This is a genomic window from Rhodomicrobium sp. R_RK_3 (genome assembly GCF_002198715.1).
Taxonomy (GTDB): domain Bacteria; phylum Pseudomonadota; class Alphaproteobacteria; order Rhizobiales; family Rhodomicrobiaceae; genus R-RK-3.
Genome location: NZ_MWLK01000006.1, coordinates 110,186 through 133,809 on the forward strand (window position 1 = coordinate 110,186; position 23,624 = coordinate 133,809).

Annotated in this window: 22 protein-coding genes, 1 other RNA gene and 1 pseudogene; 11 read left to right on the forward strand and 13 right to left on the reverse strand. The window is 66.9% G+C overall.

The features are described 5' to 3' along the window. Nucleotides 1–51: 51 nt before the first annotated feature. The 3 genes from BLEFHOIH_RS02530 to BLEFHOIH_RS02540 are packed head-to-tail and all read right to left on the reverse strand — an operon-like array spanning nt 52 to nt 3,084. The gene (locus BLEFHOIH_RS02530) at nt 52–1,113 is read right to left on the reverse strand and encodes a homocysteine S-methyltransferase family protein (protein ID WP_088343128.1); all 1,062 of its coding nucleotides are present in this window, start codon (nt 1,111–1,113) and stop codon (nt 52–54) included. Nucleotides 1,114–1,126: 13 nt separating this feature from the next. Beyond that, nucleotides 1,127–2,068, reverse strand: a complete 942-nt coding sequence (metF, locus tag BLEFHOIH_RS02535) for a methylenetetrahydrofolate reductase [NAD(P)H] (protein WP_245296841.1) — start codon at nt 2,066–2,068, stop codon at nt 1,127–1,129. 5 nt (nt 2,069–2,073) lie between these two features. Further along, on the reverse strand, nt 2,074–3,084 hold the full coding sequence (locus BLEFHOIH_RS02540; RefSeq protein ID WP_088342933.1) for a metalloregulator ArsR/SmtB family transcription factor: 1,011 nt from the start codon (nt 3,082–3,084) through the stop codon (nt 2,074–2,076). Between the two features lie 234 nt (nt 3,085–3,318). On the opposite strand from BLEFHOIH_RS02540, the gene BLEFHOIH_RS02545 reads away from it, so the two are divergent. After that, nucleotides 3,319–4,428 (forward strand): site-specific DNA-methyltransferase, encoded by a 1,110-nt coding sequence (locus BLEFHOIH_RS02545; RefSeq protein ID WP_088342934.1) that lies wholly within the window; start codon nt 3,319–3,321, stop codon nt 4,426–4,428. On the opposite strand, the gene BLEFHOIH_RS02550 is transcribed toward BLEFHOIH_RS02545, so the two are convergent. Then, nucleotides 4,421–4,720: a hypothetical protein gene (locus BLEFHOIH_RS02550; RefSeq protein WP_125461550.1), complete on the reverse strand. Its 300-nt coding sequence runs from the start codon at nt 4,718–4,720 to the stop codon at nt 4,421–4,423. The genes BLEFHOIH_RS02545 and BLEFHOIH_RS02550 overlap by 8 nt on opposite strands. Nucleotides 4,721–5,033: 313 nt before the next feature. Between BLEFHOIH_RS02550 and rnpB the strand changes: the two genes are divergently transcribed. After that, nucleotides 5,034–5,417, forward strand: an RNA gene (gene rnpB, locus BLEFHOIH_RS02555) — RNase P RNA component class A. Between the two features lie 11 nt (nt 5,418–5,428). Here rnpB and BLEFHOIH_RS02560 read toward each other — a convergent pair. The 5 genes from BLEFHOIH_RS02560 to BLEFHOIH_RS02575 form a co-directional block, all read right to left on the reverse strand. Continuing rightward, the gene (locus BLEFHOIH_RS02560) at nt 5,429–6,292 is read right to left on the reverse strand and encodes a hypothetical protein (RefSeq protein WP_088342936.1); all 864 of its coding nucleotides are present in this window, start codon (nt 6,290–6,292) and stop codon (nt 5,429–5,431) included. Then, the gene (locus BLEFHOIH_RS02565; protein WP_088342937.1) at nt 6,292–8,829 is read right to left on the reverse strand and encodes a fimbria/pilus outer membrane usher protein; all 2,538 of its coding nucleotides are present in this window, start codon (nt 8,827–8,829) and stop codon (nt 6,292–6,294) included. The genes BLEFHOIH_RS02560 and BLEFHOIH_RS02565 overlap by 1 nt, the downstream gene beginning before the upstream one ends. A 43-nt stretch (nt 8,830–8,872) precedes the next feature. Next, a complete protein-coding gene (locus tag BLEFHOIH_RS02570; RefSeq protein ID WP_170936954.1) occupies nt 8,873–9,541 on the reverse strand; it encodes a fimbria/pilus periplasmic chaperone in 669 nt (222 codons plus the stop codon). Nucleotides 9,542–9,667: 126 nt separating this feature from the next. After that, a complete protein-coding gene (locus BLEFHOIH_RS26045) occupies nt 9,668–10,216 on the reverse strand; it encodes a spore coat protein U domain-containing protein (protein ID WP_125461551.1) in 549 nt (182 codons plus the stop codon). Between the two features lie 92 nt (nt 10,217–10,308). Beyond that, entirely contained in the window at nt 10,309–10,854 is a 546-nt protein-coding gene (locus BLEFHOIH_RS02575) for a hypothetical protein (RefSeq protein ID WP_125461552.1), read from the reverse strand. 342 nt (nt 10,855–11,196) lie between these two features. On the opposite strand from BLEFHOIH_RS02575, the gene cpaB reads away from it, so the two are divergent. Genes cpaB through BLEFHOIH_RS02610 form a run of 7 tightly spaced genes read left to right on the forward strand, consistent with a single transcriptional unit; the run spans nt 11,197 to nt 18,241 of the window. Then, the gene (cpaB, locus tag BLEFHOIH_RS02580) at nt 11,197–11,940 is read left to right on the forward strand and encodes a Flp pilus assembly protein CpaB (RefSeq protein ID WP_170936955.1); all 744 of its coding nucleotides are present in this window, start codon (nt 11,197–11,199) and stop codon (nt 11,938–11,940) included. A gap of 23 nt (nt 11,941–11,963) precedes the next feature. Next, on the forward strand, nt 11,964–13,334 hold the full coding sequence (locus BLEFHOIH_RS02585) for a type II and III secretion system protein family protein (protein WP_170936956.1): 1,371 nt from the start codon (nt 11,964–11,966) through the stop codon (nt 13,332–13,334). Between the two features lie 8 nt (nt 13,335–13,342). Then, the gene (locus BLEFHOIH_RS02590; RefSeq protein WP_125461553.1) at nt 13,343–13,606 is read left to right on the forward strand and encodes a hypothetical protein; all 264 of its coding nucleotides are present in this window, start codon (nt 13,343–13,345) and stop codon (nt 13,604–13,606) included. Further along, complete coding sequence (locus BLEFHOIH_RS02595; RefSeq protein WP_088342943.1) at nt 13,603–14,838, forward strand: cellulose synthase operon protein YhjQ/BcsQ; 1,236 nt, start codon at nt 13,603–13,605, stop codon at nt 14,836–14,838. Before BLEFHOIH_RS02590 ends, BLEFHOIH_RS02595 begins: the two co-directional genes overlap by 4 nt. Nucleotides 14,839–14,870: 32 nt before the next feature. Continuing rightward, complete coding sequence (locus BLEFHOIH_RS02600; RefSeq protein ID WP_245296856.1) at nt 14,871–16,214, forward strand: CpaF family protein; 1,344 nt, start codon at nt 14,871–14,873, stop codon at nt 16,212–16,214. After that, complete coding sequence (locus BLEFHOIH_RS02605; RefSeq protein WP_088360701.1) at nt 16,207–17,181, forward strand: type II secretion system F family protein; 975 nt, start codon at nt 16,207–16,209, stop codon at nt 17,179–17,181. Before BLEFHOIH_RS02600 ends, BLEFHOIH_RS02605 begins: the two co-directional genes overlap by 8 nt. Before the next feature lie 10 nt (nt 17,182–17,191). After that, nucleotides 17,192–18,241, forward strand: a complete 1,050-nt coding sequence (locus tag BLEFHOIH_RS02610) for a type II secretion system F family protein (protein ID WP_088342946.1) — start codon at nt 17,192–17,194, stop codon at nt 18,239–18,241. Here BLEFHOIH_RS02610 and BLEFHOIH_RS26050 read toward each other — a convergent pair. Both BLEFHOIH_RS26050 and BLEFHOIH_RS02620 read right to left on the reverse strand, forming a co-directional pair. Then, nucleotides 18,147–18,929, reverse strand: coding sequence for a hypothetical protein (locus tag BLEFHOIH_RS26050; RefSeq protein ID WP_125461554.1), 783 nt, complete (start codon nt 18,927–18,929; stop codon nt 18,147–18,149). The two genes, BLEFHOIH_RS02610 and BLEFHOIH_RS26050, sit on opposite strands and share 95 nt — an antisense overlap. A 135-nt stretch (nt 18,930–19,064) precedes the next feature. Next, the gene (locus BLEFHOIH_RS02620) at nt 19,065–19,712 is read right to left on the reverse strand and encodes a glutathione S-transferase family protein (RefSeq protein WP_088342948.1); all 648 of its coding nucleotides are present in this window, start codon (nt 19,710–19,712) and stop codon (nt 19,065–19,067) included. 68 nt (nt 19,713–19,780) lie between these two features. Here BLEFHOIH_RS02620 and BLEFHOIH_RS02625 point away from each other — a divergent pair, with 68 nt between their 5' ends. After that, nucleotides 19,781–21,205 (forward strand): leucyl aminopeptidase family protein, encoded by a 1,425-nt coding sequence (locus tag BLEFHOIH_RS02625; RefSeq protein WP_088342949.1) that lies wholly within the window; start codon nt 19,781–19,783, stop codon nt 21,203–21,205. Further along, nucleotides 21,202–22,071, forward strand: coding sequence for a C40 family peptidase (locus tag BLEFHOIH_RS02630; RefSeq protein ID WP_170936957.1), 870 nt, complete (start codon nt 21,202–21,204; stop codon nt 22,069–22,071). Before BLEFHOIH_RS02625 ends, BLEFHOIH_RS02630 begins: the two co-directional genes overlap by 4 nt. Nucleotides 22,072–22,118: 47 nt before the next feature. Here BLEFHOIH_RS02630 and BLEFHOIH_RS02635 read toward each other — a convergent pair. Beyond that, nucleotides 22,119–22,430: pseudogene (locus tag BLEFHOIH_RS02635) on the reverse strand (GNAT family N-acetyltransferase); the annotation flags it as partial. Nucleotides 22,431–22,546: 116 nt separating this feature from the next. Then, complete coding sequence (locus BLEFHOIH_RS02640) at nt 22,547–23,482, reverse strand: pirin family protein (protein WP_088342950.1); 936 nt, start codon at nt 23,480–23,482, stop codon at nt 22,547–22,549. Between the last annotated feature and the right edge of the window lie 142 nt (nt 23,483–23,624).

The window sequence follows — 23,624 nt, forward strand, 5'->3', positions numbered from 1 at the left end:
GCGGCAAAACATTAGCGATGCACTGAAACGCTCTCCCAACTTGGCTGAGCCTCAGGCGTGCACGAACGGCTCCAGCCCCGACAGCCGCATTTTCGGCTCGACTCTTGCCAGCTTGCGCGGGGCATATTTCTCCACATGCTCGCGGATATGCGCGATGTGCGCCGGCGTCGAACCGCAGCAGCCGCCGACGATGTTCAGCAACCCGTCGCGGGCCCAGTCCTCCATCTTGCAGGCCATTTCGTGGGGCGTTTCGTCGTACTCGCCCATGGCGTTGGGCAGGCCGGCATTGGGATAGGCCGAGACGTAGCAGCTCGCCACCGCCGCGATCTCGGCCACGGCCGGGCGCAGGGCTTCCGCGCCGAAGGAGCAGTTCAGCCCGACCGAGAACGGCCGCAGATGGCGCATCGAATACCAGAAAGCTTCCGGCGTCTGGCCGGAGAGGTTGCGGCCGGACAGATCCGTGATCGTGCCGGAGATCATGATCGGCAGCGTCACGCCGGTCGCCTCGAACGTTTCCAGAACGGCAAAGCCCGCCGCCTTGGCGTTCAGCGTGTCGAACACCGTCTCGATCATGACGGCATCGACCCCGCCCTCGATCAGCGCGCGGGTCTGCTCGGAATAGGCGGCGACCAGCGCGTCGAAGGTGACGTTGCGGAAGCCGGGATTGTTGACGTCGGGCGAGAGCGATGCGGTGCGGTTGGTCGGGCCGATGGCGCCGGCGACGAAGCGCGGACGGTCGGGCGTCTTGGCGGTCCAGGCGTCGGCCGCCGCGCGGGCGATCCTCGCCGCTTCCAGATTGATCTCGTAGCTCAGGCTTTCCATGCCGTAATCGGCCATGGAAATCGCCTGCGCATTAAAAGTGTTGGTCTCGATGATGTCGGCGCCGGCTTCCAGATAGGCCTCGTGGATCGAACGGATGATCTCCGGCTGGGTCAGCACCAGCAGATCGTTATTGCCCTTGATGTCGGAGGGCCAGTCGGCGAAGCGTGCGCCGCGATAATCGGCCTCGCCGAGCCGGTAGCCCTGGATCTCGGTGCCCATCGCGCCGTCGAGGATCAGGATGCGCTCGGCGGCGGCGGCCTTCAGGGCCTCGATACGGGTTTCGCGTGTCATGATAGTCTCCAAACTATGCGAGCGCCGGGCTGATCGAAGCGGCGATATGCGAGCCGTTCTCCCCCGCCGGCCGGATGCCGAGCAGATGGCAGATGGCGTAGACGAGATTGGCGCGGTTCAGCGTGTAGAAGTGGAATTCGCGCACGCCCTGCTCGGCAAGGCCCAGAACCTGTTCCGCCGCGACGGTCGCGGCCATCAGATGGGTGGTCTCGGCGTCCTGGTCCAGCCCCTCAAAACGCTCGGCCATGCGGGCCGGGATGGTCGCGCCGCATTGGGCTGCGAAGCGCGCGACCTGCGCGAAATTGTGCACCGGGATGATGCCGGGCACGATCGGCACCTCGATGCCGGCGGCGCGGACGGCGTCGAGATAGCGGTAAAAATGCTCGTTGTCGAAGAAGAACTGGGTGATGGCCCGGTTGGCGCCGGCATCGACCTTGGCCTTCAGCATGGCAATGTCGGCGGCGATGCTCGGCGAATCCGGATGCTTTTCCGGATAGGCGGCGACGGAGATTTCGAAGCCGCCGATGGCCTCGATGCCCGCGACCAGCGCCGCCGCATTGGCATAGCCGCCGGGATGCGGCGCATAGGGCTCGCCCGCGCCGCTGGCCGCATCGCCCCTCAGCGCGACGATGTGGCGGATGCCGGCGGCCGAATAGGACCGCACCACCTCGTCCACCTCCGCGCGCGTCGCCCCGACGCAGGTCAGATGGGCGGCCGGGCGCAGATCGGTCTCCCGCGCGAGGCGGGCGACGGTCGCATGGGTGCGCTCGCGGGTCGAGCCGCCCGCGCCATAGGTGACCGAGACGAATTCCGGGTTTAGCGGCTCGAGGCGGCGCACGGCCTCCCAGAGGCTGGCCTCCATCTTGGGCGTCTTCGGCGGAAAGAATTCGAAGGACACCCGCATCGGCGCCGCTTTCCTGCCCGCGCCTTCAGCCTTTTCATCATCGCCGTTCATAGGCTCTAGCCTTCCAAAACCGTTTCCGCCGCTTCGCGCTTTTTCCTCGACCGCTCCGGCGGCTTGACCGCCATCCAGAGCGACACCGTCAGCTTGCCCTCCGCCTTCTTGGCGGGCCGGATCGCCTCGTAATGGCCCGATGTCAGCCCCTCGCGCTTCAGCCAGTCCTCGACCAGTTCGCGCTCGAAGCCGAGGCGGCGATGGGCGTAATCTTCGCGCATGGACTCAAGGTCATGCGGCGCGAAATCGACGATCAGCAGCCGCCCGCCCGGCTTCAGCAGCCGCGCCGCCTCCGCCACGGCCTTGGCCGGCTCCTCCAGGAAATGCAGCACCTGATGGATGACCACCGCCTCCGCCGCGCCAGTTTCGAGCGGAAGGTTGAAGATATCGCCAAGCCGGAGCTGGGCATTGCGGACGCCGCCCGCCGCGAGGCGCGCCCGCGCATGGGCGAGCATCTCCCGGTTGACGTCGAAGCCGGCGAGGCGGGCCGCGCGTGCGGCGAACAGCTCCAGAATGCGGCCCGTGCCGGTGCCGAGGTCGATCAGCAGCTCGAAAGGCCCCTGGCCCATCGCTGTGAGCATGGCGGCCTCGACGGCGGCTTCAGGCGCATGGTGCGAGCGGATCTCGTCCCAGGCGGCGGCGTGGGCCTCGAAATAGGCCTGGGCGGCGGCGCTCTTTTCCTGGCGCAGGCCATCGGCGCGGGCAAGGTCGCGGCCGATCAGGGCATCCTTGGGGTCGATGGCAGCGAGAAGCTGGGTCAGGATGGCGGCACCGGGGCCGTGCTCGGCGAGGCGGTAAAAGACCGAGCTACCCTCCTGGAAGCGCTCGATCAGCCGGGCCTCGGCCAGCAGCTTGAGGTGTCGGCTGAGGCGCGGCTGGCTCTGCCCGAGAATCTGGGTCAAATCCTTGACGTTGAACTCGCCATGGGCGAGGAGCATCAACAGGCGCAGCCGCGTGGTCTCCCCCGCCGACCGCAGGATCTCGACCAGTTCCGCCGCGGGGATCGCCCCTTGCATTACGAATTCGTCCTCATATAAACATATCTTTATATCCTTCTATCGGCGGCAAAAGTCAAGGCCCCAGACCGGCACGCCGTTAAGCCGGCATTAACCCCGTCCGCTTAATTTCGACTTAAGACAGCTTTGAGTTGTGCCGATCCGGCACTCGTGGCACCGTCGTCCCCGCGCCCTGGAGCCCGATTTCCGGTTTCCGGCCGCCTCGTCGAGGTTGCGTTTTAGTGGATTTCGTACATGACCGTTTCGGCGTCTCGCGTATCCGCCCTCACCGACCAGATCGTTCTGGGCGATTGCCTTGAGGAATTGAAGAAAATTCCCAGTGCATCGGTCGATCTCGTCTTCGCCGATCCGCCCTATAATCTCCAGCTCACGCAGGATCTGCTGCGCCCGAACAATACGCGGGTGGACGGCGTGCATCAGGACTGGGATAAGTTTTCCAGCTTTGCCAGCTACGACGCTTTCTGCCGGGCATGGCTCGGCGAGTGCCGGCGGGCGCTGAAACCGGACGGCGCGATCTGGGTGATCGGCAGCTATCACAATATTTTCCGCCTCGGCTGCGCACTGCAGGACCTGGATTTCTGGCTGCTGAACGACGTGATCTGGCGCAAGACCAACCCGATGCCGAATTTTCGCGGCCGGCGCTTCACCAATGCGCATGAGACGCTGATCTGGGCCTCACGCGGGGAGGCCTCGCGCTATACGTTCAATTACGAGGCGCTGAAGGCGTTCAACGACGATGTGCAGATGCGCTCGGACTGGCTAATCCCGATCTGCAGCGGTCCCGAGCGGCTGAAGGATGATGGCGGCCGCAAGGCGCATCCGACTCAGAAGCCCGAGGCGCTGCTCTACCGCATCATCCTGGCCTCGACGCAGCCGGGCGAAATCGTGCTCGACCCGTTCTTCGGCACCGGCACCACCGGCGCCGCCGCCAAGCGCCTCGGCCGGCATTTCATCGGCATCGAGCGCGACCCGGATTATGCCCGCGCCGCCATGGAGCGAATCGCGGCCGTGCAGCCGCTGACCGGCGAGGATCTGAAGCTGCTGCGGAGCCGCCGGAGCGAGGCACGCATCCCATTTGGCGCGCTGCTCGAACTCGGCATGATCAGCCCCGGCGCGACGCTCTACGATGCCAAGGCAACGCTGAAGGCGCAGGTGCGGGCGGATGGGACGCTAGCGCTGGCCGGCGAACAGGGCTCGATCCATAAGATGGGCGCCCGTATCCAAAACCGTCCGGCCTGCAATGGCTGGACGTTCTGGCATGTGCGGACGGATGCCGGGCTCGAACCGATCGATGTCCTGCGGGAAAAGGCCCGCAAGCAACTCGGTCTGTCCCTGCTTACTTAGCGGAGACGGATTTGCGCAATTCCACTTGTTCGTCTTCGGCATAGGCTTCGGCGGCCGGCGCTTCGAAGGCCGGGCGGGCATGGCGGAGGTTGACAGCATTGTAAGCGCCGCATTGCGAGCATACCAAATAACGCTCGAGCCCTTTACTGTGGCCCCAGCCATATTCGACGTCCCGGACCTGCAAAGCAGGCTTGCCGCAATCCGGGCAGTCAACATGTTTGGTAGAATTCATGCCGAGCTTCTGAGCAGCGTCGACCCAGGCGGCCAAATTTTTACTTCGTGCTGCACTCATTCCAAGTCCTCCATTCTTCTTAAACGCTCGTTATTGATTTTGCTTACGCGAATAAAAAGTCGGGTTGCAGAAGCCTCGCGGCACCCGCCTAGATGTACCACTAACATTAGGAAAGGGATAAAGGCCATCCCGCAATACGAGATGTCCCACCAAAATCATCATAGCATCGCGAGATCGCCAAATTTGTGGCAATTTTGCAAATCTAGGTGCGAACACGTATTGAGCTCCCCTTTACACCTATGGCTTGTGGAGAGTACGTAGCGTCACTCTGCAAGCTTGACTTGGACAGACGTTTTCCCCTTATCAGAGGCAGCCAGTCGGCTGGATGACCGCTGCGGGTTTTGCCCGTGGAGGAAAGTCCGGGCTCCATGGAAACACGGCGCCGGATAACGTCCGGCGGGGGCGACCCCAGGGAAAGTGCCACAGAAAGCAAACCGCCCCGGCATGCCGGGGTAAGGGTGAAAGGGTGCGGTAAGAGCGCACCGCGCGGCTGGTGACAGTCGCGGCATGGTAAACCCCGCCGGGAGCAAGACCGAATAGGGGCGGCATGTCCATCGCCCGCAAGGGGGATGGCGAGCCTGTTTCCAGGCCGCCGCCCGGGTTGGTTGCTAGAGGCGCGCAGCAATGCGCGTCCCAGATGAATGGTCATCGCGGAGGCAACTCCGTACAGAACCCGGCTTACAGGCCGGCTGGCTTATTTCCCTCCCCTCAGATCGCGGGCTTGATCTCGATGGTGATCTCGTCGGCATAGAGCCCGGCGCGTTTGTTGGCGATGTCGCCGATGGTGAAGACGATGTCGAGCTCGTGGCCCGCGAGGCCGGTGCCGTTGAAGGGGCCGAGGCTGGCGGGGAAGGCAACCGCCGCGCCGTTCAGCGTCATCGCATAGGGCACGCGCCAGCTTTGCAGCGGCGGCGCCATCGCCATCGCGCCGCCATTCTGCGACGTGGCAGCCAGCGCGAAAGGCTGGTTGCTGCGCGTCGCGATGCGGACATGCCTCGTCGCGCCCTCGGCCAGCACGCCGAAATCGATGGTGGTGCGGGTGCCCGCTCCGGCGATGTTGATGCTGAGATAGCGCTGCACCAGGCAGCTCAGCCGCAAGGGCCGGGTGTCGAGGATCTGGGGGGCGCCGGACGCCCCCCGCAGGCGCAGCTCGAACATCTGCTGATAGTCGCCCGGCGGCGTCACCTGTCCCGCCGGGACCGATACGCTGTAGACGAAATCGAAGCTCTCATCCGGCGCCAGCGGACGGCTGGTCAGGCCCGCGGCGCTGGCGGATGATGGCGCGGCAGCGGCCAGCACTTCCCCCGAGACGCCTTTGATCGTGAAGTCCAATCCGCCGAGCCCCTGCCCGGCATGGTCGAGCCGCGCGAAATCGAGCTGGAATATGCAGGCCTCGCCGCCATTGTTGCGGACCGTCACCCGTTGCTCGGCGGCGGCCCCGGCCACCTCGAACGGCTGATAGGTCAGCCTCGGCTCGGGGGCGGCGGTGATCTGCCCGGCGCACGCCCAGGCCGGGCCCTGGCCGAGCGCAAGGGCGGCGGCGGCAAGCAGCGCGGCACGCATCGCCCGCATCACTTCCCCTCCCGCAGTGGCCGCAACGGCTCGGCCCGGTAGAAGCCCACCGTATCGGGCGGGACCGTCAACTGGAACAGCGTCCTCGGCTCGCTCGCCATCTCGATCAGCCAAATGCCCGGCGCGAGCCCTTGCGCGCTGAACCGGCCCTCCCGGTTGGTGAACAGCTCGACGCGGCGTGCCGGGTCCTTCTCCTCGATGGCGACGCCGGTGAGCAGCGCGACCGGCTCGCCATCCGCGCCGATCAGCGTGCCGAGCGCGGTGACGGTGTAGCTCGAGCCGACGGTCAGCTTGTAGCCGGAGCCGTTTTTCGGCATCAGGTCGAACAGCCCGTCGCCCAGATCGTAGCCCGATGGGAGGTCGGCGACGTCGTAATCGACGCGGGTCAGACGGTAGGGCGCGACGCTCGGCACCAGTGCCGGGCCGAGCCAATCCGTATGCGCGACAACGCCCGAGCCGTCGCCGCCGATGGTAATTTCGTTGGCGGCCAGATTGTCGGCCGGCGAGACGATGGCGAAGCCGCCCGAGACCGGCCGCCCGACCGCCATCCTGCCATCGGCGAAGGCGATGCCGGTCTCGACGCGGAGTGAGGTCCGCTGGTCGATCCGCGCGGCGTCCAGCCCGGCGAAGCGGCTGTCCTGGCTGAGCGAAACCGTGCCGCGATTGCCGGTATAGCGGAGTGACGCATTCACCGAATTCTCCTCGCTTCCCTCATAGGAGGCCGTGTGCTCGGGCATCTGGTGCGTGACATCGACGGTCGTCTCCCAACTGCCGACGCCCTGGCCGACCTGCCGGTCATAGACGAGGCTGCTGCGCCGGCCGGGCGCATCGAAGCTGGCGGACAGGCTGGAATTTTCATCCGGGCGGTATTGCAGCCTCAGACTCAGGCTCAGATCGGCGTCCAGCGCGCGGTAATAATAGCCCCCGCTCAACCCCAGGCTGAGTTTGCGGCCGAGCGGCCGGGAGAGGCTGAGATCGGCATGATAGCTGTCGTCACAGGGCTCGAAGCCGAAACCGAAGCCGCCGGACAGCGCCGCCGAAACCTCGAAAGGCAGCGTCGTGGCGTAGCTCGCCGACAGCGCCAGCCATTCGGAGCGGATGGCGTCATCGTCCAGGCGAAAGGCCGGGTGCGGTGCGCCGAAATCGGCCGTGCGCGCCTTCGCCGACAGGCGGAGGCTGTGCATGCGGCCGCCGCCGTCGGCGATATCGGCCAATGCGTAATCGCCGTCGAAGGCCGCGCCCCAGCGGTCCTCGTCGACGCTCGCCGCGCCCTCCAGCGCCACGAAGCCGAGCCGGCCGCCAAACATCACGCCCAAACCGCTCATCAGCCGCGCGCCGTCGCCTTGCAGATGCGCCTCGCCGGTGACGCTCTCCGAAAGGCCGCGCCGGTAAAAGCCCGTGACAAACAGCGCATCGGTCTGATAGTCGGGCTCGCCGCCGGTGAAGCCGGCCGGGACGCCCGCCGCGAAGGACCATTCAGAAAGGCCCGGCGGCAGCAGCGCCGCGTCGGAAAAGCTGGTGAATTCGAGCCGCTGGCGAGAGCCAAGATCGTCCTCGATGAGCAGCACCATGTCGTTGGCGCCCTGGGCGACGGGCAGGTCGCTCAGATTGTAGTCGCCGGCATCGAGCCGGAGTTTGCGCACCGTCAGGCCGTTGACGACGATATCGACGCTGGACGGGCGCTCCAGCCGGAAGGAGCGGCGGCCGGTCGAGCGCATATTCCGGCCGGGCTGCAATTTGCTGTAGGAGCGCTCGAGCGACAGGCCGAGCAGATCGGGGGCGTATTGCAGGCCGGTGCCGATCGGGTAGACGTCGCCCAGGCTGGCGCGCACCGCATCCTCCTCGAAATCCCGCACGAGACGGGTGCCGCGGCGCCGGAACCCGTCGCCGCGCTCGCCGAACCAGGAGAAATCGTCCGGCTCGTAGGTGCCCTCGGCTTCCAGCACCAGGCTTTGCCAGCGGATCGCGCCCTCCAGGTCGAAGGCCGGCGCGCGAAGTCCTGCCCAGCCGGACGGGCTGTCGCCGATATAGTCGACAGCCGAGCGCAGATTGAGGAACGCGGACAGGTCCGCCGCCTCGGCGGCATTGGGGCTTTCGGTGATCGCGCTGTCGGCCTGGACGCGAATATCGCCCTCCGCTTTCTGATCGAGCGAGGGATAGACGATGATCGCGACCGCCGCCGGGTCGAAGCGGAAATCGAAGCCGGCATCGCGCAGGCGGGCGAGATTGCAATGGTCGCCCGCGCAGGTGGCGCTCGCGGCGGCGAGAGCCTCATAGACCTTGGCGCGCAGCAGCGGCTTGACGGCGGCCAGCAGCGCCGCCTTCGGCACCTCGACCTCCTGGCTGGGCAGAATGCGGATGGCGAGATCGCCGAGGGAATATGGGCCGAAATTGAGCGGTGCGATCATCTCCAGCACCCGGCCGGTCGGATTGAGCACCGCGGCGTCGTCACCAGCATGGGCGTGCATGCCTCCGGCGAGGCAGAGGCCGGCGAGCAGCGCCGCGCGCCGCAGGCATATCCCATAGGCGAGGACCATCCCGAAACGACCTCTTGAGCGGATGCGGGCGGGAAGGCGACGGTCAGCGGCCCTCGGGCTGCAGCTTCACGCTCGCCTGGATCGCCGAGACCGCGCCCGGCACCTCGATGGGCAAAAGGAAACGCCGCTCCTTGCCCGGCTGCACGATGCCCAAGCCGATTTTCTGCGCGATCTCGCCGGCGCTGAGCTGCGCCGACCAGCCATTGCCGGTGAGGCTGAGCGTGGCGTTACGCAGATAGGCATGCTTGTTGCCCGGGTTCTTGAGCGTCACCGAGGCGACGCGCTTGCCGTCCTTGCCGGTCACCGGCGCGGCCTGGGTGATGACGAGATCCGATGTCCCTTGCGGCGGCGAGACATTCACCGTGACGCCAAAGCTCATCACGATCTGGATGCCGCTTTCCCCCTTGGAGGGTTTGACTGGGACTTGCAAGACGCTGAGTTTGTAGCTTTCGCTCTTGGAGATTGCCGGATCGCCTATCCACTGCACGCGGAATACTTGCGATGCTCCGGGAGGGATCATCGCCTGCACGGGATAGACCATCACCCCGTCCGCCACCTTCACCAGCTTCTGTTCCCCGTCGAGGCCCAAATCGAACTTCGACACTTGGATTTCGATGGGGAGTGGCGCGGGACCGTCATTCACGACCTTGAAGGATTGCTGGGTGGTCCGCCCGCTGGATGAAATCTCAAGCAGCATGGGTTCTATGGACATGGCGTGTGCCGGCGCCGGTCCGTAAAAGACGGTCAATGCCAAAAACGCAATCGAGACTAATCTTGACATGCTGAACGCTCCCGAGCGCTCCCAATATGTTTAATACCGGGAGCGCGGGTTCAATTATTAGATCGGATCAATGTCGAGTTTTAACGTCCCCAAATAACTTCCAGGCAACAATGTTTTTCCGGAAGGCGTTGCTGCAATCGTTATTTTGAGAGTTATTGCATCCGATGCAATGCCGGAGTTTGCTGAACTGCTAGCAGTATTATTAGCGGTATTTACCGCCACAATCTGCTGGTTGGCGCTAGTTTTTACTTCTGCAGTATAATCTATTCTATTGATATTGTTTCCGCTCGGCATCGCAATGCTATTCACAATCGCGGTGCCGAGGGGATCCAGAGTCGCCTTGATATTTCCTCCGGTACAAACAACCGAGGGGAACGTAATTGTCCCTATTGTCGACTGCGCGATCCCGTTTACCACGGTAGCAGCAAAATTCGAGCTGGCGAGGGTTGGATTTGTAAAGCCGGAGCCAGAAATCGTGGGCGTGCCGGTAACACTGCAACTTGCCGCTACCAATGCAGAAAGTGACACCGAATGTTGGACCGCGCCGACCTGGGTCGTTCCGGCCAACGTGGCAATCGCTGCCGCAAGAATAAGCGAACGTTTCATGGTATTGCCCCTATGTTATTAATTTGCTGATTGATTACACAAAAGATTGTCTTGAAGCGGCTGTGTTCTCCTCTCGTTGCTTGCCGTTGGCGCTAATCGCGCGGGTTCAAGCCCAGGCGCAGCTCGTCCCGGTAGCGCCCCGACAGCAGCGCCGCCGGGACCGGCCCCCAGCTCAGCAGCAGGAGCGCGTCCTTGCCGACGGCGCTGCGCTCGCCGGAATCGCCCTGGCACCCGGGGCCAAGCTGGACGCTGGCGCAGTCCAGACGCAGCGGCGTGCCCTCGTCGGTACCGAAGATAACCGCCGCGCTATAAGGCAGCCGGGTCGCGAGTCCGGCTCCAGCTTCGCCCGCACTCTCATGGCGCAAACCGTCATGCAGCGAGACGAGGCGATAGGCGAATGGCGTGTTGCAATTGATGGAGAAATTCAGCTCGCGCAGACCTTGCGGGGCCGACGGCGACAGCGTGCCGAGATCGAGCGAGGCCCCAATTCCGGCCATCTCGCATTTCGGCAAAATGGTGCCGCGCAACGCGATCTCGATCCGGTCCGCCGGCGCCGTCTGGGCCAGCACCGCGGCGACCGGCTGGGCGATCAAAGCGGCGAGAAACGCATGCGCGGCAGAGGGTCGAAAACAGGCCATGGAGGAGATACTCTTACGCTACACTGACAGAAACGAAATGATTTACGCAGTTTTGCTTAGTCGTTTGATTCGACATTCAAATATCGGCGCGACGGCGGCAGAATTTATTTGATTAAAATGCTCACGAATTCCTGCAGGCATCTATCAGTGGAAATCCTATTTTTGGCATTCGGGCATCGCGTCTGTGTCATTTCTGCATCAAGACGCCCCAGGTCAAAGCCTTGCCCCATAAGGAACTGCCGCCGAATCCGTAGTGATGCCTAGGCGGAAATTAACCATTCGTTGACCATTGCCGGCCGATGCTGAGCGGCGAAATTGCTCTTTGGAATGGGGGGATATGTGATGCGCTGGGCACGCGGCCTGGTCTTGGCGCTTGCGGCCGGTGCCGCCGCCGGCTCGGCGGCGATCGCGCGCAACGCCGCGAAGGCGCCGTCTCCCGAGCCGCGCCAGACGGCCGGCGAAGTGCTCGTGCTGGGTCGGGCGATCGCCGCCGGCGAGCGGGTCGAGGCGGGCGATCTGCGCTGGCAGCCATGGCCGGCCGCGGCGATCCCGGAGGCTGCCATCGCGCGCGGCCCAGGGCGGCCTGCGCCGGATTTCGCGCCGGGCCTTGCGCGCTTCCCGCTGCTGGCGGGCGAGCCGGTGGCGGAGGCCAAGCTCATCCGTCCCGGCGACGGCGGCGCCATGGCGGCGTCGATCGCGCCGGGGATGCGCGCGGTCGCCATCGCCATGAAGGACGAGAGCGCGGCAGGCGGCCTGATCCAAGCCAATGACCGGGTGGATGTGCTTTGGACGCGGCAGGCGCAGAACGGGCCGCCCGCGGCGCGCACCATCCTGCACGGCGCCAAGGTGCTCGCCACCGGCAAGGGCGGCGCGCGGACGGCGACGCTCGAACTGACGCCCGAACAGGCGCGCCGCCTCGCGGCCAGGCGCACCGGCGGTGAGATTTCGCTGGCGCTGATGGCGACCGCCGACCTTGCGCAAACGGCATCGGCGGATGAAGCGGACGAGGCGCCGGGCGAACCGGTCAAGATCATGAAATTCGGCCGGCAGGCGAGCGGCTCGTCCGGCGACAGGGGCCCCCGATGAGCCGGAGAGCAAGGCGTTGCGCATTGATCCCGGCCCTAGCCATGCTGATGCTCGCCATCGGCGTTCAGGCGGCGGGCGCCGAGCCTCCCCAGCAGAGCGAGACCGCCCGCTCGGTCTCCGTCGGGCTGAACAAATCCACGCTGATCGAGTTGCCGGGCGATGTCCGCGAAGTCGTCGTCTCCGACCCGCGCATCGTCGAGGCCGTGGTCCGGACCATGCGGCGGGTGCATCTGATCGGCCAGCAGGTCGGGCAGGCGGGCGTCAGCTTCGTCGCCCGCGACGGCAAGCCGATGCTGAGCCTCGACGTCTCGGTCGAGCGCGATCTGGCTCCCGTCACGCGGATGATCCGCCGCCTCGTTCCCGGCGCCGACATCCGCCTCGAGGCCATGAACGACACCATCATCGTCACCGGCAGCGTCGCCAGCCCGCTCGAGGCGGCCCGCATCGCCGACATCGCCGGGCGGTTCGTGGGCAAGCGCGAGCAGGTGCTCAATCTGGTCAATGTCGAGGCCAAGGAGCAGGTGCTGCTGCGCGTCAGCGTCGTCGAGATGAATCGCAGCGTCATCCGGCGGCTCGGCGTCGACATCCGCGAGGCGCTGGCGAGCGGCAATGTCGCGGCGGCGGCGCTGGCCGAAACCGCCTTTCCGGTCTCGGGCGCCATGGTGGCCGGGGCGACGCTCGACAGTCTGGCCGGCGAGGCGGGCATGCCCGGCGCGGGCCATGCGCTGGCGGGAAGCTGGGGCAACGGCAAGGCGCGCATCGATGCCATCCTGCAGGCGCTGGAGCGCAATGGCCTTGCCCGCACCCTCGCCGAGCCGAACCTGACCTCGGTCTCGGGCGAGACCGCGAAATTTTTGGCGGGCGGCGAATATCCGGTGCCGACGGGCAGCGACCGCGACGGGCCTGCGATCAGTTTCAAGTCCTTCGGCGTGGGCTTGTCCTTCACGCCGGTGGTGCTCTCCGAAGGGCGGATCAGCCTGCAGATCGCGACCGAGGTCAGCGAGCTGACCAATGAGGGCGCGGTGACGGTGAATGAGATCAGCATCCCGGCGCTCCGGGTGCGCCGCGCCAGCAGCACGCTGGAGCTGCCGAGCGGCGGCTCGCTGGTCATGGCCGGGCTGATCTCATCGCAGACGCGGCGCAATGTCGATGGGCTGCCCGGCCTCAGGACGCTGCCGGTGCTCGGCGTGCTGTTCGAGAGCCGGGATTTCGTCCGCTCCGAAACCGAACTGGTGGTGATCGTGACGCCGATCCTGGTGCGCGGGACGCAGGCGCGGGCCCTGTCGCAGCCGCAGGGCGAAGGGCTGGCCGATCCGCCGGCCTTGCTGGCCGGGGCGGCGGGGGCCGAAGCGATGGCGGGCGCCGGGCGCGACTACGGCTTCATCGTGGAATAGGCGGCGGCATGAGACGGGGTGTTGCAAGGATTTTCGCCATGGCGGCGCTGGCGCTGCTAGCCGGCTGCGGTGCCGAGCCGGAGGCAGGGTGGCGTCCTGGCGCCGCGACCGCGCGCAATGTCGCGGCGCTGGCCGGGAACGGCGACGATCTCATTCTGCCCCGCCGCGAATCCCCGCGCGATGCCCTCCGCCGCGACGCCGCCATCGGACAATATGCGCAGAGGCGGGCGGACGCGCCGGCCGAAGCCGAAACCGTGAGGCCGAAACCATGAACGCCGCCCCGCCAGGACGCCCGGAGGCCGAACAGGGCATCGGCGTGCACGCCTTCTGCGAGGACACCGGCACGGCCAAAACCGTCTCCGACGCCTTTGCCGAGCGGCGCTTTGCAAAGCTGCATCTCACCCTGCAGATGGGCGGCGTCCATGCCGCGCGCAATGTCTTCGCCGCCGCCCCGACGCCCGGCCTGATGCTGGTCGAATCGCTGCTCGACAGCGCCACGATGCTGGCCGACCTGGAAGCGCTGGCCGAGGTTTGCGACGCGGGCACGAAACTGATCGTCATCGGCCATGTCAACGATGTCCGGCTCTACCGCGAGCTGCTGCGCCGCAATATCAGCGATTATCTGGTGGCCCCGATCCAGCCGCGCCAACTCGCCGACAGCGTCTCCGCCGCGCTGTCGGGCCAATCCGCCGAGCCGCTCGGGCGGGTGATCGCCTTCATCGGTGCGAAAGGCGGCTGCGGGGCGAGCACGATCTGCCACAACACCGGCTGGACGCTGGCCGAACAGCTCAAATCCGAGACCGTGATCGCCGATTTCGACCTCGCTTACGGTACGCTCGGCCTCGACTTCAACCAGGACCCCGGCCACGGCATGGGCGAAGCGCTGGCCGCCGGCGAGCGGCTCGACGCAGCCATGCTCGAAAAGCTGATGACACGCTGCTCCGAGCGGCTTGGCCTGCTGACGCCGCCCTGCACGCTCGGCGCGGCCGACGAGATTGCGCCCGACAGCGCCGAGCACCTCGCCGACCTGCTCAGCCAGACCGTGCCCTTCACCCTGCTCGACCTGCCGCGCGACTGGCGCGGCTGGGCGCGGGCGCTGGTCGCGCGGGCCGACGACATCGTCATCGTCGCCGAGCCGGATCTGGCCAACCTGCGCAACGCCAAGAACATCATCGACGCCGCCCGCGCCCTGCGCATGACCGACAAGCCGCCGATCCTGGTGCTGTCGAAGGCGGGCACGCCGCGCCGTCCGGAGATTTCCGCGCGCGATTTCGCTGCCGCCGTCGATCTGGAACCGGCGGCGATCGTCGAATTCGACGCCCAGCTTTTCGGCGCGGCGGCCAATAACGGCCTGATGATCGGCGAGACGTCTCCGAAGGCGAAAGTGTTGGAGCTGTTCCGCGCGCTCGCCGCGACGCTCGGCGGCAAGGCCCCGGCGGCGGGGCAGTCCTCCGGCCTGATCCGGCCGCTGATCGAACGGCTCGGCCGCCGACGCGCGCTATGAGCCGCGCGGCGTTCGGAAAGCGGCTGGGGCAGATGGCGCCCGCGCCGGAAGCTGTGAAACCCCGCGCCGCCGGACGCGGCTTTGTCCGCTCGGACCGGCATCACGCGATCAAGAAAGCCACCTTCGAGGCGCTGATCGACGGCATCGATCTCGGCGAGCTGGCGTCACTGGCCGCCCCCGAGGCGCGCAAGGAGATCCGCGAGCTGGCGGGCGACATCCTGCGCGGCGGGACGGCGGTGCTGACGGCCACCGAACGCGATGACATCCTTGAGGACATCTGCAACGACGTGCTCGGCTTCGGCCCGCTCGAGCCGCTGCTGGCGCAGGACGCCATCACCGACATCATGATCAACGGCGCCCGCGAGTGCTTCGTCGAGATCGACGGGCGGGTCAGCCCCGCGCCCGTGCAATTCGCCGACAACCAGCAGCTCGCCAATATCTGCCAACGCATCGCCAGCCGCGTCGGCCGCCGGGTCGACGACACCGCGCCGATCTGCGACGCGCGGCTCCCCGACGGCAGCCGGGTGAACATCATCTTCCCGCCCCTCGCCCTCGACGGCCCGGCGCTGACCATCCGCAAATTCCGCCGCGAGCGACTGACTCTCGGCCAGCTCGTTGCGCTCGGCGCGCTGTCGGCGGAGGCCGAGGCGCTGCTCGGCATCATCGCCCGCTGCCGCTGCAACATCCTGATCTCCGGCGGCGCCGGCTCGGGCAAGACCACCCTGCTCAATTGCCTGACCGCCCATATCGACCCGGCCGAGCGCATCATCACCTGCGAGGACGCCGCCGAATTGCAATTGCAGCAGCCGCATGTGGTGCGGCTCGAAACCCGCCCGGCGAATCTGGAAGGCGAGGGCGCCGTGACCATGCGCGACCTCGTGCGCAACTGCCTCCGGATGCGGCCGGAGCGGATCATCGTCGGCGAGGTGCGCGGCGCCGAGGCGTTCGACCTGCTCCAGGCGATGAACAGCGGCCATGACGGCTCGATGTCGACGCTGCACGCCAACGCGCCGCGCGAGGCCATGCACCGGCTCGAAGGCATGGTCTTGATGGCCGGTTTCGCCCTGCCCTCGCGCGCCATCCGGCAGATGATGGCCGGCGCGGTGGACATCGTCATCCAGACGGCGCGGATGCGGGACGGACGGCGGCGCGTCACCCACATCGCCGAAGTGGTCGGCATGGAGGGGGACGCCATCAGCGTGCGGGATCTCGTCCGCTTCGAGGTGCTGGGCGAGGACGCGGACGGCGCGCTGGTCGGCCGGCATCGCTTCACCGGCATTTCGAAGCCGCGCGTTGCCGAACGCGCGCGCGATTTCGGCCTGGAACGGCAGCTTGCCGAGATTCTGGCGGCGCGCACGGGAGGCGGCGATGGCTGAGGCGGATGGGGCGGCGCTGCTGGCGGCGATCAGCGCGGCGGCGGTCGTATGCGGAGCGTTTTTCGCGGTGCTGTTTCCGGCGGCGCTTGGCGACCAGCGCAGCGCGGTATTCGAGGCCCTGCTGAAAAGCCGCTCCACCGAAGCCGTACCCGTCACGCGACCGACACGGCGCGCCCAGGCAACGGCCCTCAGATCGATCGCCCTGCGAAGACGGGCGGACCGGGCGTCGCGGCTTCAGGCGCAGATCGCGGCGGCGGGCTTGAGCTGGACCGCCGGGCAATATCTCGGCCTGTGCGCCATCGTCGGCGGTGTCGTGCTTTACACCGGCCTCGCGCTGCAATCCGGTCCCGCGACAGCGCTCACGGGGGCCTTGATTGCGGCGGTGCTCCTGCCGCAGCGCTATCTCGATTACCGGGCCGAGCGGCGCAAGCAAGCCTTCCTCACCGCCTTCGCCGCCGCCGTCGACATGATCCTGCGCGGGGTAAAATCGGGGCTGCCGCTGATCGACTGCCTCGCCATCGCCGCCGCCGACGCCGACGATCCGGTGCGGCACGAATTCGCCGCGATCCTGGCGCAGCTCAAGGCCGGCGTGCCGCTCCCGGCGGCGGCGGAAAAACTCGCCGCCGCCATGCCGGCCGCCGAAATCCGCTTCTTCGTGGCGATCCTCTCCGTGCAAAGCCAGAGCGGCGGCAATCTCTCCGAACCGCTCGCCAATCTCTCGCGCGTGCTCCGCGACCGCCAGCGGCTCGCCGCCAAGGTGCGCATCGCCAGCGCCGAAATGCGGACATCCGCGATGGTCATCGGCGCCCTGCCCTTCCTGGTGATCGCGGCGACGGCGATTTTCGCGCCCGCCTATATCTCGATGCTCTGGTCGAACGAGGCCGGACGCCGGGTCGCGGCGTTCTGCGCGGTGTGGCTGCTGCTCGGCATCCTGGTCCTGCGCCGCATGGCGCGGATCGAGCCGTGAGGAGGCCGCCATGCCGCCGCTTTTGAGCAATGCCGATTTCGCCATGCTGCTGGCGGGTGCCGCCGCATTCGCCGCCGTGACCGCGCTCACCATGCCCGCCGATACCGACCAGCGCGTGAGGCAGAGGCTGCGCCGCATCGCGGGCAAGGAGCGGCGCGCCAATCCGCCGGCACGCCCGGCGGGCAAGCTCAGGCGCGAGCGGCCCGGTGCGCTGGCACGGCTGATGCGCAAGCTTCGCGGCGAGGCAAGGCGCGGACCGCAGGATCTCGCCGCCCGGCTGCGCATGGCCGGACTGCGCGGCCCCGGCCCGGAAGCGCTGTTCCTGCTGCTGCCGGCCGCCGCCCCTGCCCTGCTATTCCCTGGAGCGCTCGTCGCGCTGCTCTCCCCCGCCTCGCCGCTCCCTGCCGTCCAGGCCGTCCCGCTTGCTATCGCCGCGGCCGCCCTCGGCTACGCCCTGCCGCGCCTCGTCCTCGACCAGCTCATCGCGCGGCGGCAATCCGCCATCCTGCGCGCCTTCCCCGACGCGCTCGACCTGCTGCTGATCTGCGTGCAATCCGGCATGTCCGTCGAAGCCGCGCTCGCCAAGGTCACGCGCGACATCTCCGGCCAATCCGCCGCTCTGGCGGAAGAACTCAGTTTGACCTTGGCCGAGCTGTGCTATCTGCCCGCCCGCTGGCGCGCCTACGCCAATCTCGGCGAACGAACCGGCATTGCCGCCGTAAAGCTCATCACCACCGCCCTCGTCCAGGCCGAGCGGCATGGCAGCTCCATCGCCCAGGCGCTGACCGCCGCCGCGCTCGAATGCCGCGAGGCGCGCGCCGCCGAGGCCGAGCGCAAGGCCGCCGCCCTGCCGACATTGCTGGCGGTGCCGCTGGTCGTGTTCTTCCTGCCGGTGCTGCTGACCGTCATTCTCGGACCGGCGCTGATCGAGGCGGGCGACGCACTGCGCGTGCATGGCCGCCAGTTCATTGCCCCGGGCGCGGAAATTCGCGCGACGCATCGGCCAGCCGCGTCGTCCAGCCACCCGCCCGCGCCACTGTCCGGGCCGGGAGCCCCATGAAGCGGGCAATCGCCTCGCCGCCGGCCTGCTTCAGCGCGCGCGGCAGTCTTTCGCCCGCCAGCCGCTCGGCGAGGTCGAAATCGCCTTGCACGGCGACCGCCACCGCCAGATTGCGCTTCATCCGCGCCGCATGGGCCGGCTTCAGCGCCGGCGAGGCCAGCGCCTGCCGCAACACGGCGGCCGCTTCCGCCGCGCGGGCCTCGATCAGATAGCTGATGCCGAGATTGTTGAGCACGACGGGTTCCTGCGCCGAGAGCGAGCGCGCGAGCAGCATCGCGCCGCGCGCCTCCACATGCTGCCCGCCGCGCTCGTCGAGCACGCCTTGCGCGGAGAGGGCACGCCAGTCATTCGGGTTCGCGGCCAGGGCGCGCGCCAGCAACAGCTCGGCCAACTCGTCCTCGCCCATCAGCACCGCCTGGCGGCCATAGGCGGAGAGCAGGCCCGGATCGTCCGGGTAGCGCCGGTGCGCCGCGCCGAGCAGCGCGAAGGCTTCGGCCTCGGAGCCCGCCGCATGCAGTGCGGCGGCGCTCTCCACCGCCTCGGCGGGCGAAGGAAAACCCGCGTTCGAAGTGAGACGCGGGTTGCTCAGGCGATGCCATAGGGCCGGCTCCGGCGATCGTTCACCGCAGCCGGCGGCGAGGGCGGCGAAGGCGCAAAACGCGCCCAACATCGCAAATCGTATCCACATTTTGCCAAAGTCCTTGAATTATAGACTTCAGTAAAATGAGATTCGCATTTTAGAGAAATAAGTAGAATCAACGGCAAACGCCACCGGCCTCGCAGACCGGTGGCGTTCATCCTCGCGGCAATCTGCACAGGCTGATTATTCCGCCCGCGCCGCTTCTTCCCAGGCCTGCATCTCGGGCATGGCCAGCATGGTGTCGCGGTAGCGGGCGGCGCTGCCATCGTCGCCGAATTCGGACAGCTCGACTTGATAGGTCCGGAAGCGGCTCGCAACCGGCGCGTACATGGCGTCGGCCAGCGAGAAGGCGCCGAACAGAAAATCGCCGCCGCCGCCGAATCTGCGCCGGCAATCCCCCCAGATCGCGACAATCCGCGCAATATCGGCGCGGGCCTGTCCGCTGGCATTGTCCGGGAAGCCCAAACTGCTGGTGAAATCCATCGGGAACTCGTTCCGGAGTGCCTGAAAGCTCGAATGCATCTCGGCCGATACCGACCGCGCGATGGCCCGCGCGTCGCGATCCGCCGGCCATAGGGATTTATTTGGATGCTGTTCAGCCAGGAACTCGATGATGGCGAGGCTATCCCCGATAGCGAGGCCGCCCGTCTTCAGCACGGGGATCTTGCCGGATGGCGAATGGGGGAGGATTTCCGACAAGGTTTCGGGCCGGCGCAAACGGATCATGGTTTCCTTGAAGGGAATGCCGAATGCGGTGAGCGCCAGCCATGGACGCAGGCTCCAGGAAGAGTATCTCTTGTCGCCGATGATCAGCTCGTAATCTTCGCCCATACCGCCCATCTCCAGATTTGTTTTTACCCAAGACTTTCCGATCAACACCAGAATCGTTGCAAAGAGAGATGATGTTACCCGCCCTCAATGAGCTCGCAACCCAAGTCGCCGCGCTGTTCATCGACGAGAACGCCGGCGAGCCGACCTGCCCGATCTGGTTCGCCGACAGCCTTAAGGAGCCCGAGGCGCTCGCGCAAGAGCTTGCGCCGCGCGACCACGCCTGGCTGAAGGCGATCGACTTCAAGCCCGCGCCGGGCAATTGGGCGCTGCTGCCGGGCGAAGACGGGCTGGGCGGCGTGGTGTTCGGCAGGGACGGGCATGATTGGGCGAGCCCGCTGCAGGCCGGCAGCCTGCCGCCGGTGCTGCCGAAGGGCGGCTATCATTTTGCCGGCGCGGCCGAGAATCCGGAGCTGGCCGCCATAGCCTGGGCGCTCGGCGCCTATGCCTTCCAGCATTACCAGTCGAACGGGGCGCGCGGCGAACGGCGCCTGCGGCTGCCGCCGGGCGTCAGCAAACCCGATATCGTCAGCATCGCCGCCGCCATCTGGCTCGGCCGCGATCTCATCAACACGCCCGCCAACGATCTCGGCCCGGCCGAGCTGGAGGATGCGGCGCGCGGCGTCGCCAGCCATTTCGGCGCCAAATGCGACGTCATCACCGGCGACGACCTGCTGGCCGAAAACTTTCCGCTGATCCATGCGGTGGGCCGCGCCAGCTCGCGCGAGCCGCGCCTGATCGACATCCGCTGGGGCGACGAAGCCGCGCCGAAAGTCACGCTGATCGGCAAGGGCATCTGCTTCGACACGGGCGGGCTGAATATCAAGCCCGGCGGCTCGATGGCGCTGATGAAGAAGGACATGGGCGGCGCGGCGACGGCCCTGTCGCTGGCGGCGATGATTATGAGCGCCGGGCTCGGCCTGCGGCTGCGCGTGCTGATCCCGACGGCAGAAAATTCCATCTCCGGCAATGCTTTCCGGCCCGGCGACGTGCTCAAGAGCCGGGCGGGCCTTACCGTCGAAGTCGGCGACACCGATGCGGAGGGACGCCTGGTGCTGGCCGATGCGCTGGCACTCGCCGATGCCGAGCAGCCCGAGAGCCTGTTCAGCTTCGCGACGCTCACCGGTTCCGCCCGCGTTGCGCTCGGCCCGGAACTGCCGCCGGTCTATTCCACCGATGCCGCGCTCGCCGCCGCGCTCACCGAAACCGGCCGCCGCCTCGGCGACCCGATGTGGCCGATGCCGTTCTGGCAGCCCTATGACATGCTGCTCGACAGCCGCATCGCCAATGTCAGCAGCATCTACCCCGAACCCTTCGCCGGATCGGTGATGGCCGCGTTGTTTTTAAAGCGCTTTGTGAAAGCGGCGACGCGGTATACGCATTTCGATATATATGGCTGGGTGCCAAAGCCGCAGCCGGGCAAGCCTCATGGCGGGGAGCCGCAGGCCGCCCGCGCGGTGTTCGATCATCTGAAGAGGACGTTTCCGAGAGCATGAATTCAGGTCCGCTCGATCCGCGGCGTCATGTCATCCGGGAGGACATGGCCGCCGCCTCGCTGAAGGAGAGGGTCCGCGCGCCGCGCTATTCGCAGGGCGAGCTGCGCCAGGTTGTCGGCGCTGTCGCGCCGGTGCGCATCGTGCCGCGCTTCGACGCGCCGCTGACGACCGAGGCGCTGTGCGGCGAACTCGTCACCGTCTATGACGCCGCCGAGGGCTGGGCCTGGGTGCAGCTCGAACAGGACAACTATGTCGGCTACATGCCGATGGACAATCTCTCCGCCACCATCGAGGAGCCGACCCATTGGGTGTCCTCGCGCGGCACCTTCGTCTATCCCGCGCCCGACATGAAGCGGCCGCCGATCATGCGGCTGAGCTTCAATTCCAAGGTGACGGTGGTCGGCCGCGAGGGCCGCTTCCTGGAGCTGGGGCGCGGCGGCTTCGCCTTTGGCGGCCACCTGCAGACGATGGAGGACAAGGGCAAGGATTTCGTCCGCCTCGCCGAGAAGCTGATCGGCACGCCCTATCTGTGGGGCGGGCGCTCGGGCGCCGGCATCGACTGCTCGGGCCTGGTGCAGACCTCAATGCAGGCGGCTGGCCTCTCCGCCCCGCGCGACAGCGACATGCAGGAGGCCGAGATCGGCGCCCCGCTGCCCGAGAAGGATCTCGATAAGCTCGCGCGCGGCGATCTGGTATTCTGGCGCGGCCATGTCGGCATGGTGCAATCGGCCGAATGGATGATCCACGCCAGCGGCCACCAGATGGAGGTCGTGGTCGAGCCGATCCGCCGCGCCGTCGAGCGCATCGCCACCACCCACGGCGACGTCACCACCATCCGCCGCATCGCCGGGCTGAAGCTGGGCTGAAGCCTGCGGCTCCAATCAATGTCAGGTCTCCTGGACACATCCGCCCAGTCGGGGTGCTTGCGTCGCTCGGCGTTGACATAGGGGCAGAGCGGGATGATCTTCACGCCCTCGGCGCGGGCGTCCTCGACGAGCCGGGTGGCCAGCGCGAGACCGAGGCGCAGACCGCGAAACTGCTCGGGCACGCCGGTGTGGTCGGCGCTGATGAGATTGGGGCCGAGGCGGCTGTAGACCAACTCGCCCTCCCCTTCGATGCCTTCGACGCGCGCCACATAGCGGCCTTTGCTCGGGCCGACTTCGCGGGTGATGGTGACGTTGCTCAAGTGCGTTTCCCCTCCGCTTGTCAATATCCACCTTGTCATTCCCGCGAACGCGGGAAACTAGTAGGCCGCAGCACTAGCGGTAAGGCGATGCCTCACGGCCAAATCCGGCCCTTTACTGGATCCCCGCTTCCGCGGGGATGACAAAAAATACTCCGCTAATCCGGCAGCGGGATGAACTCGGCTTCATCGCCTGGCGGGAGCTGGAAGCGGCCATGCGCCCAGTCGCCGCTGCGCCAGGCGTCCTTGGCGGCCTCGATCTTCTCCTTGGAGGAGGCGACGAAATTCCACCAGATATAGCGCGGGCCGGGAAACGTCTCGCCGCCCAGCAGCATCAGTCGCGAGCGCTTGAGCGCCGTCACCGTGATCGCATCGCCCGGGCGGAAGACCATCAGGCGGCCGGCCTCGAATGTCTGGCCGGCGATCTCGATCTCGCCCTCCAGCACGAACAGGCCGCGATCCTCGTGATCGTCGGGCAGCGGCAGCCGCGCGCCCGCCTCCAGCAGCGCATCGGCATAGAACATCTCGGAAAAGGTCTTCACCGGCGCCCGCTCGCCGTAGGCGGTGCCGAGGATCAGGCGCACGGTCTTGCCCTCGCCCTCGATCAGCGGCAGCTCGGCCGACGGGCGGTGCTCGAAACCGGGATCGACCTCCTCGTCCCGATCCGGCAGCGCCACCCAGGTCTGGATGCCATAGAGCGAGGATTTCGGCTGCGCCCGGACCGCCGGGCTGGTGCGCTCGGAATGCGAAATGCCGCGCCCGGCGATCATCCAGTTCACGTCGCCGGGAAAGATCTCTTTCTGCGTCCCCAGCGAGTCGCGGTGCAGGATGGAGCCGCTATAGAGATAGCTGACGGTGGCGAGACCGATATGGGGATGCGGGCGCACGTCGATGCCCTGGTCGGTCAGAAATTCGGCCGGGCCGAACTGGTCGAAGAAGATGAAGGGGCCGACCATCTGCCGCTGCGCCGAGGGCAGCGCCCGCCGCACCTCGAAGCCGCCGAGGTCGCGGGCGCGCGGCACGATCACCGTTTCGATGGCATCGATTTCGGCCCCCATGGGGTAATGCGGCTCGAGAGCGGGGTTCCAGCTCATATTTGCACCCTATCCGAAGGAAAACCTTCATTGATTTCAGCTTTGCTTAAGCCTAGCTGTGTCCCGGTAAAAGACAATTCCTCTCACCCGAGCCTCGCGAAAGCGTGAGCAAAGCCCAATGGGCTCGGTCGAGCAACTCCAC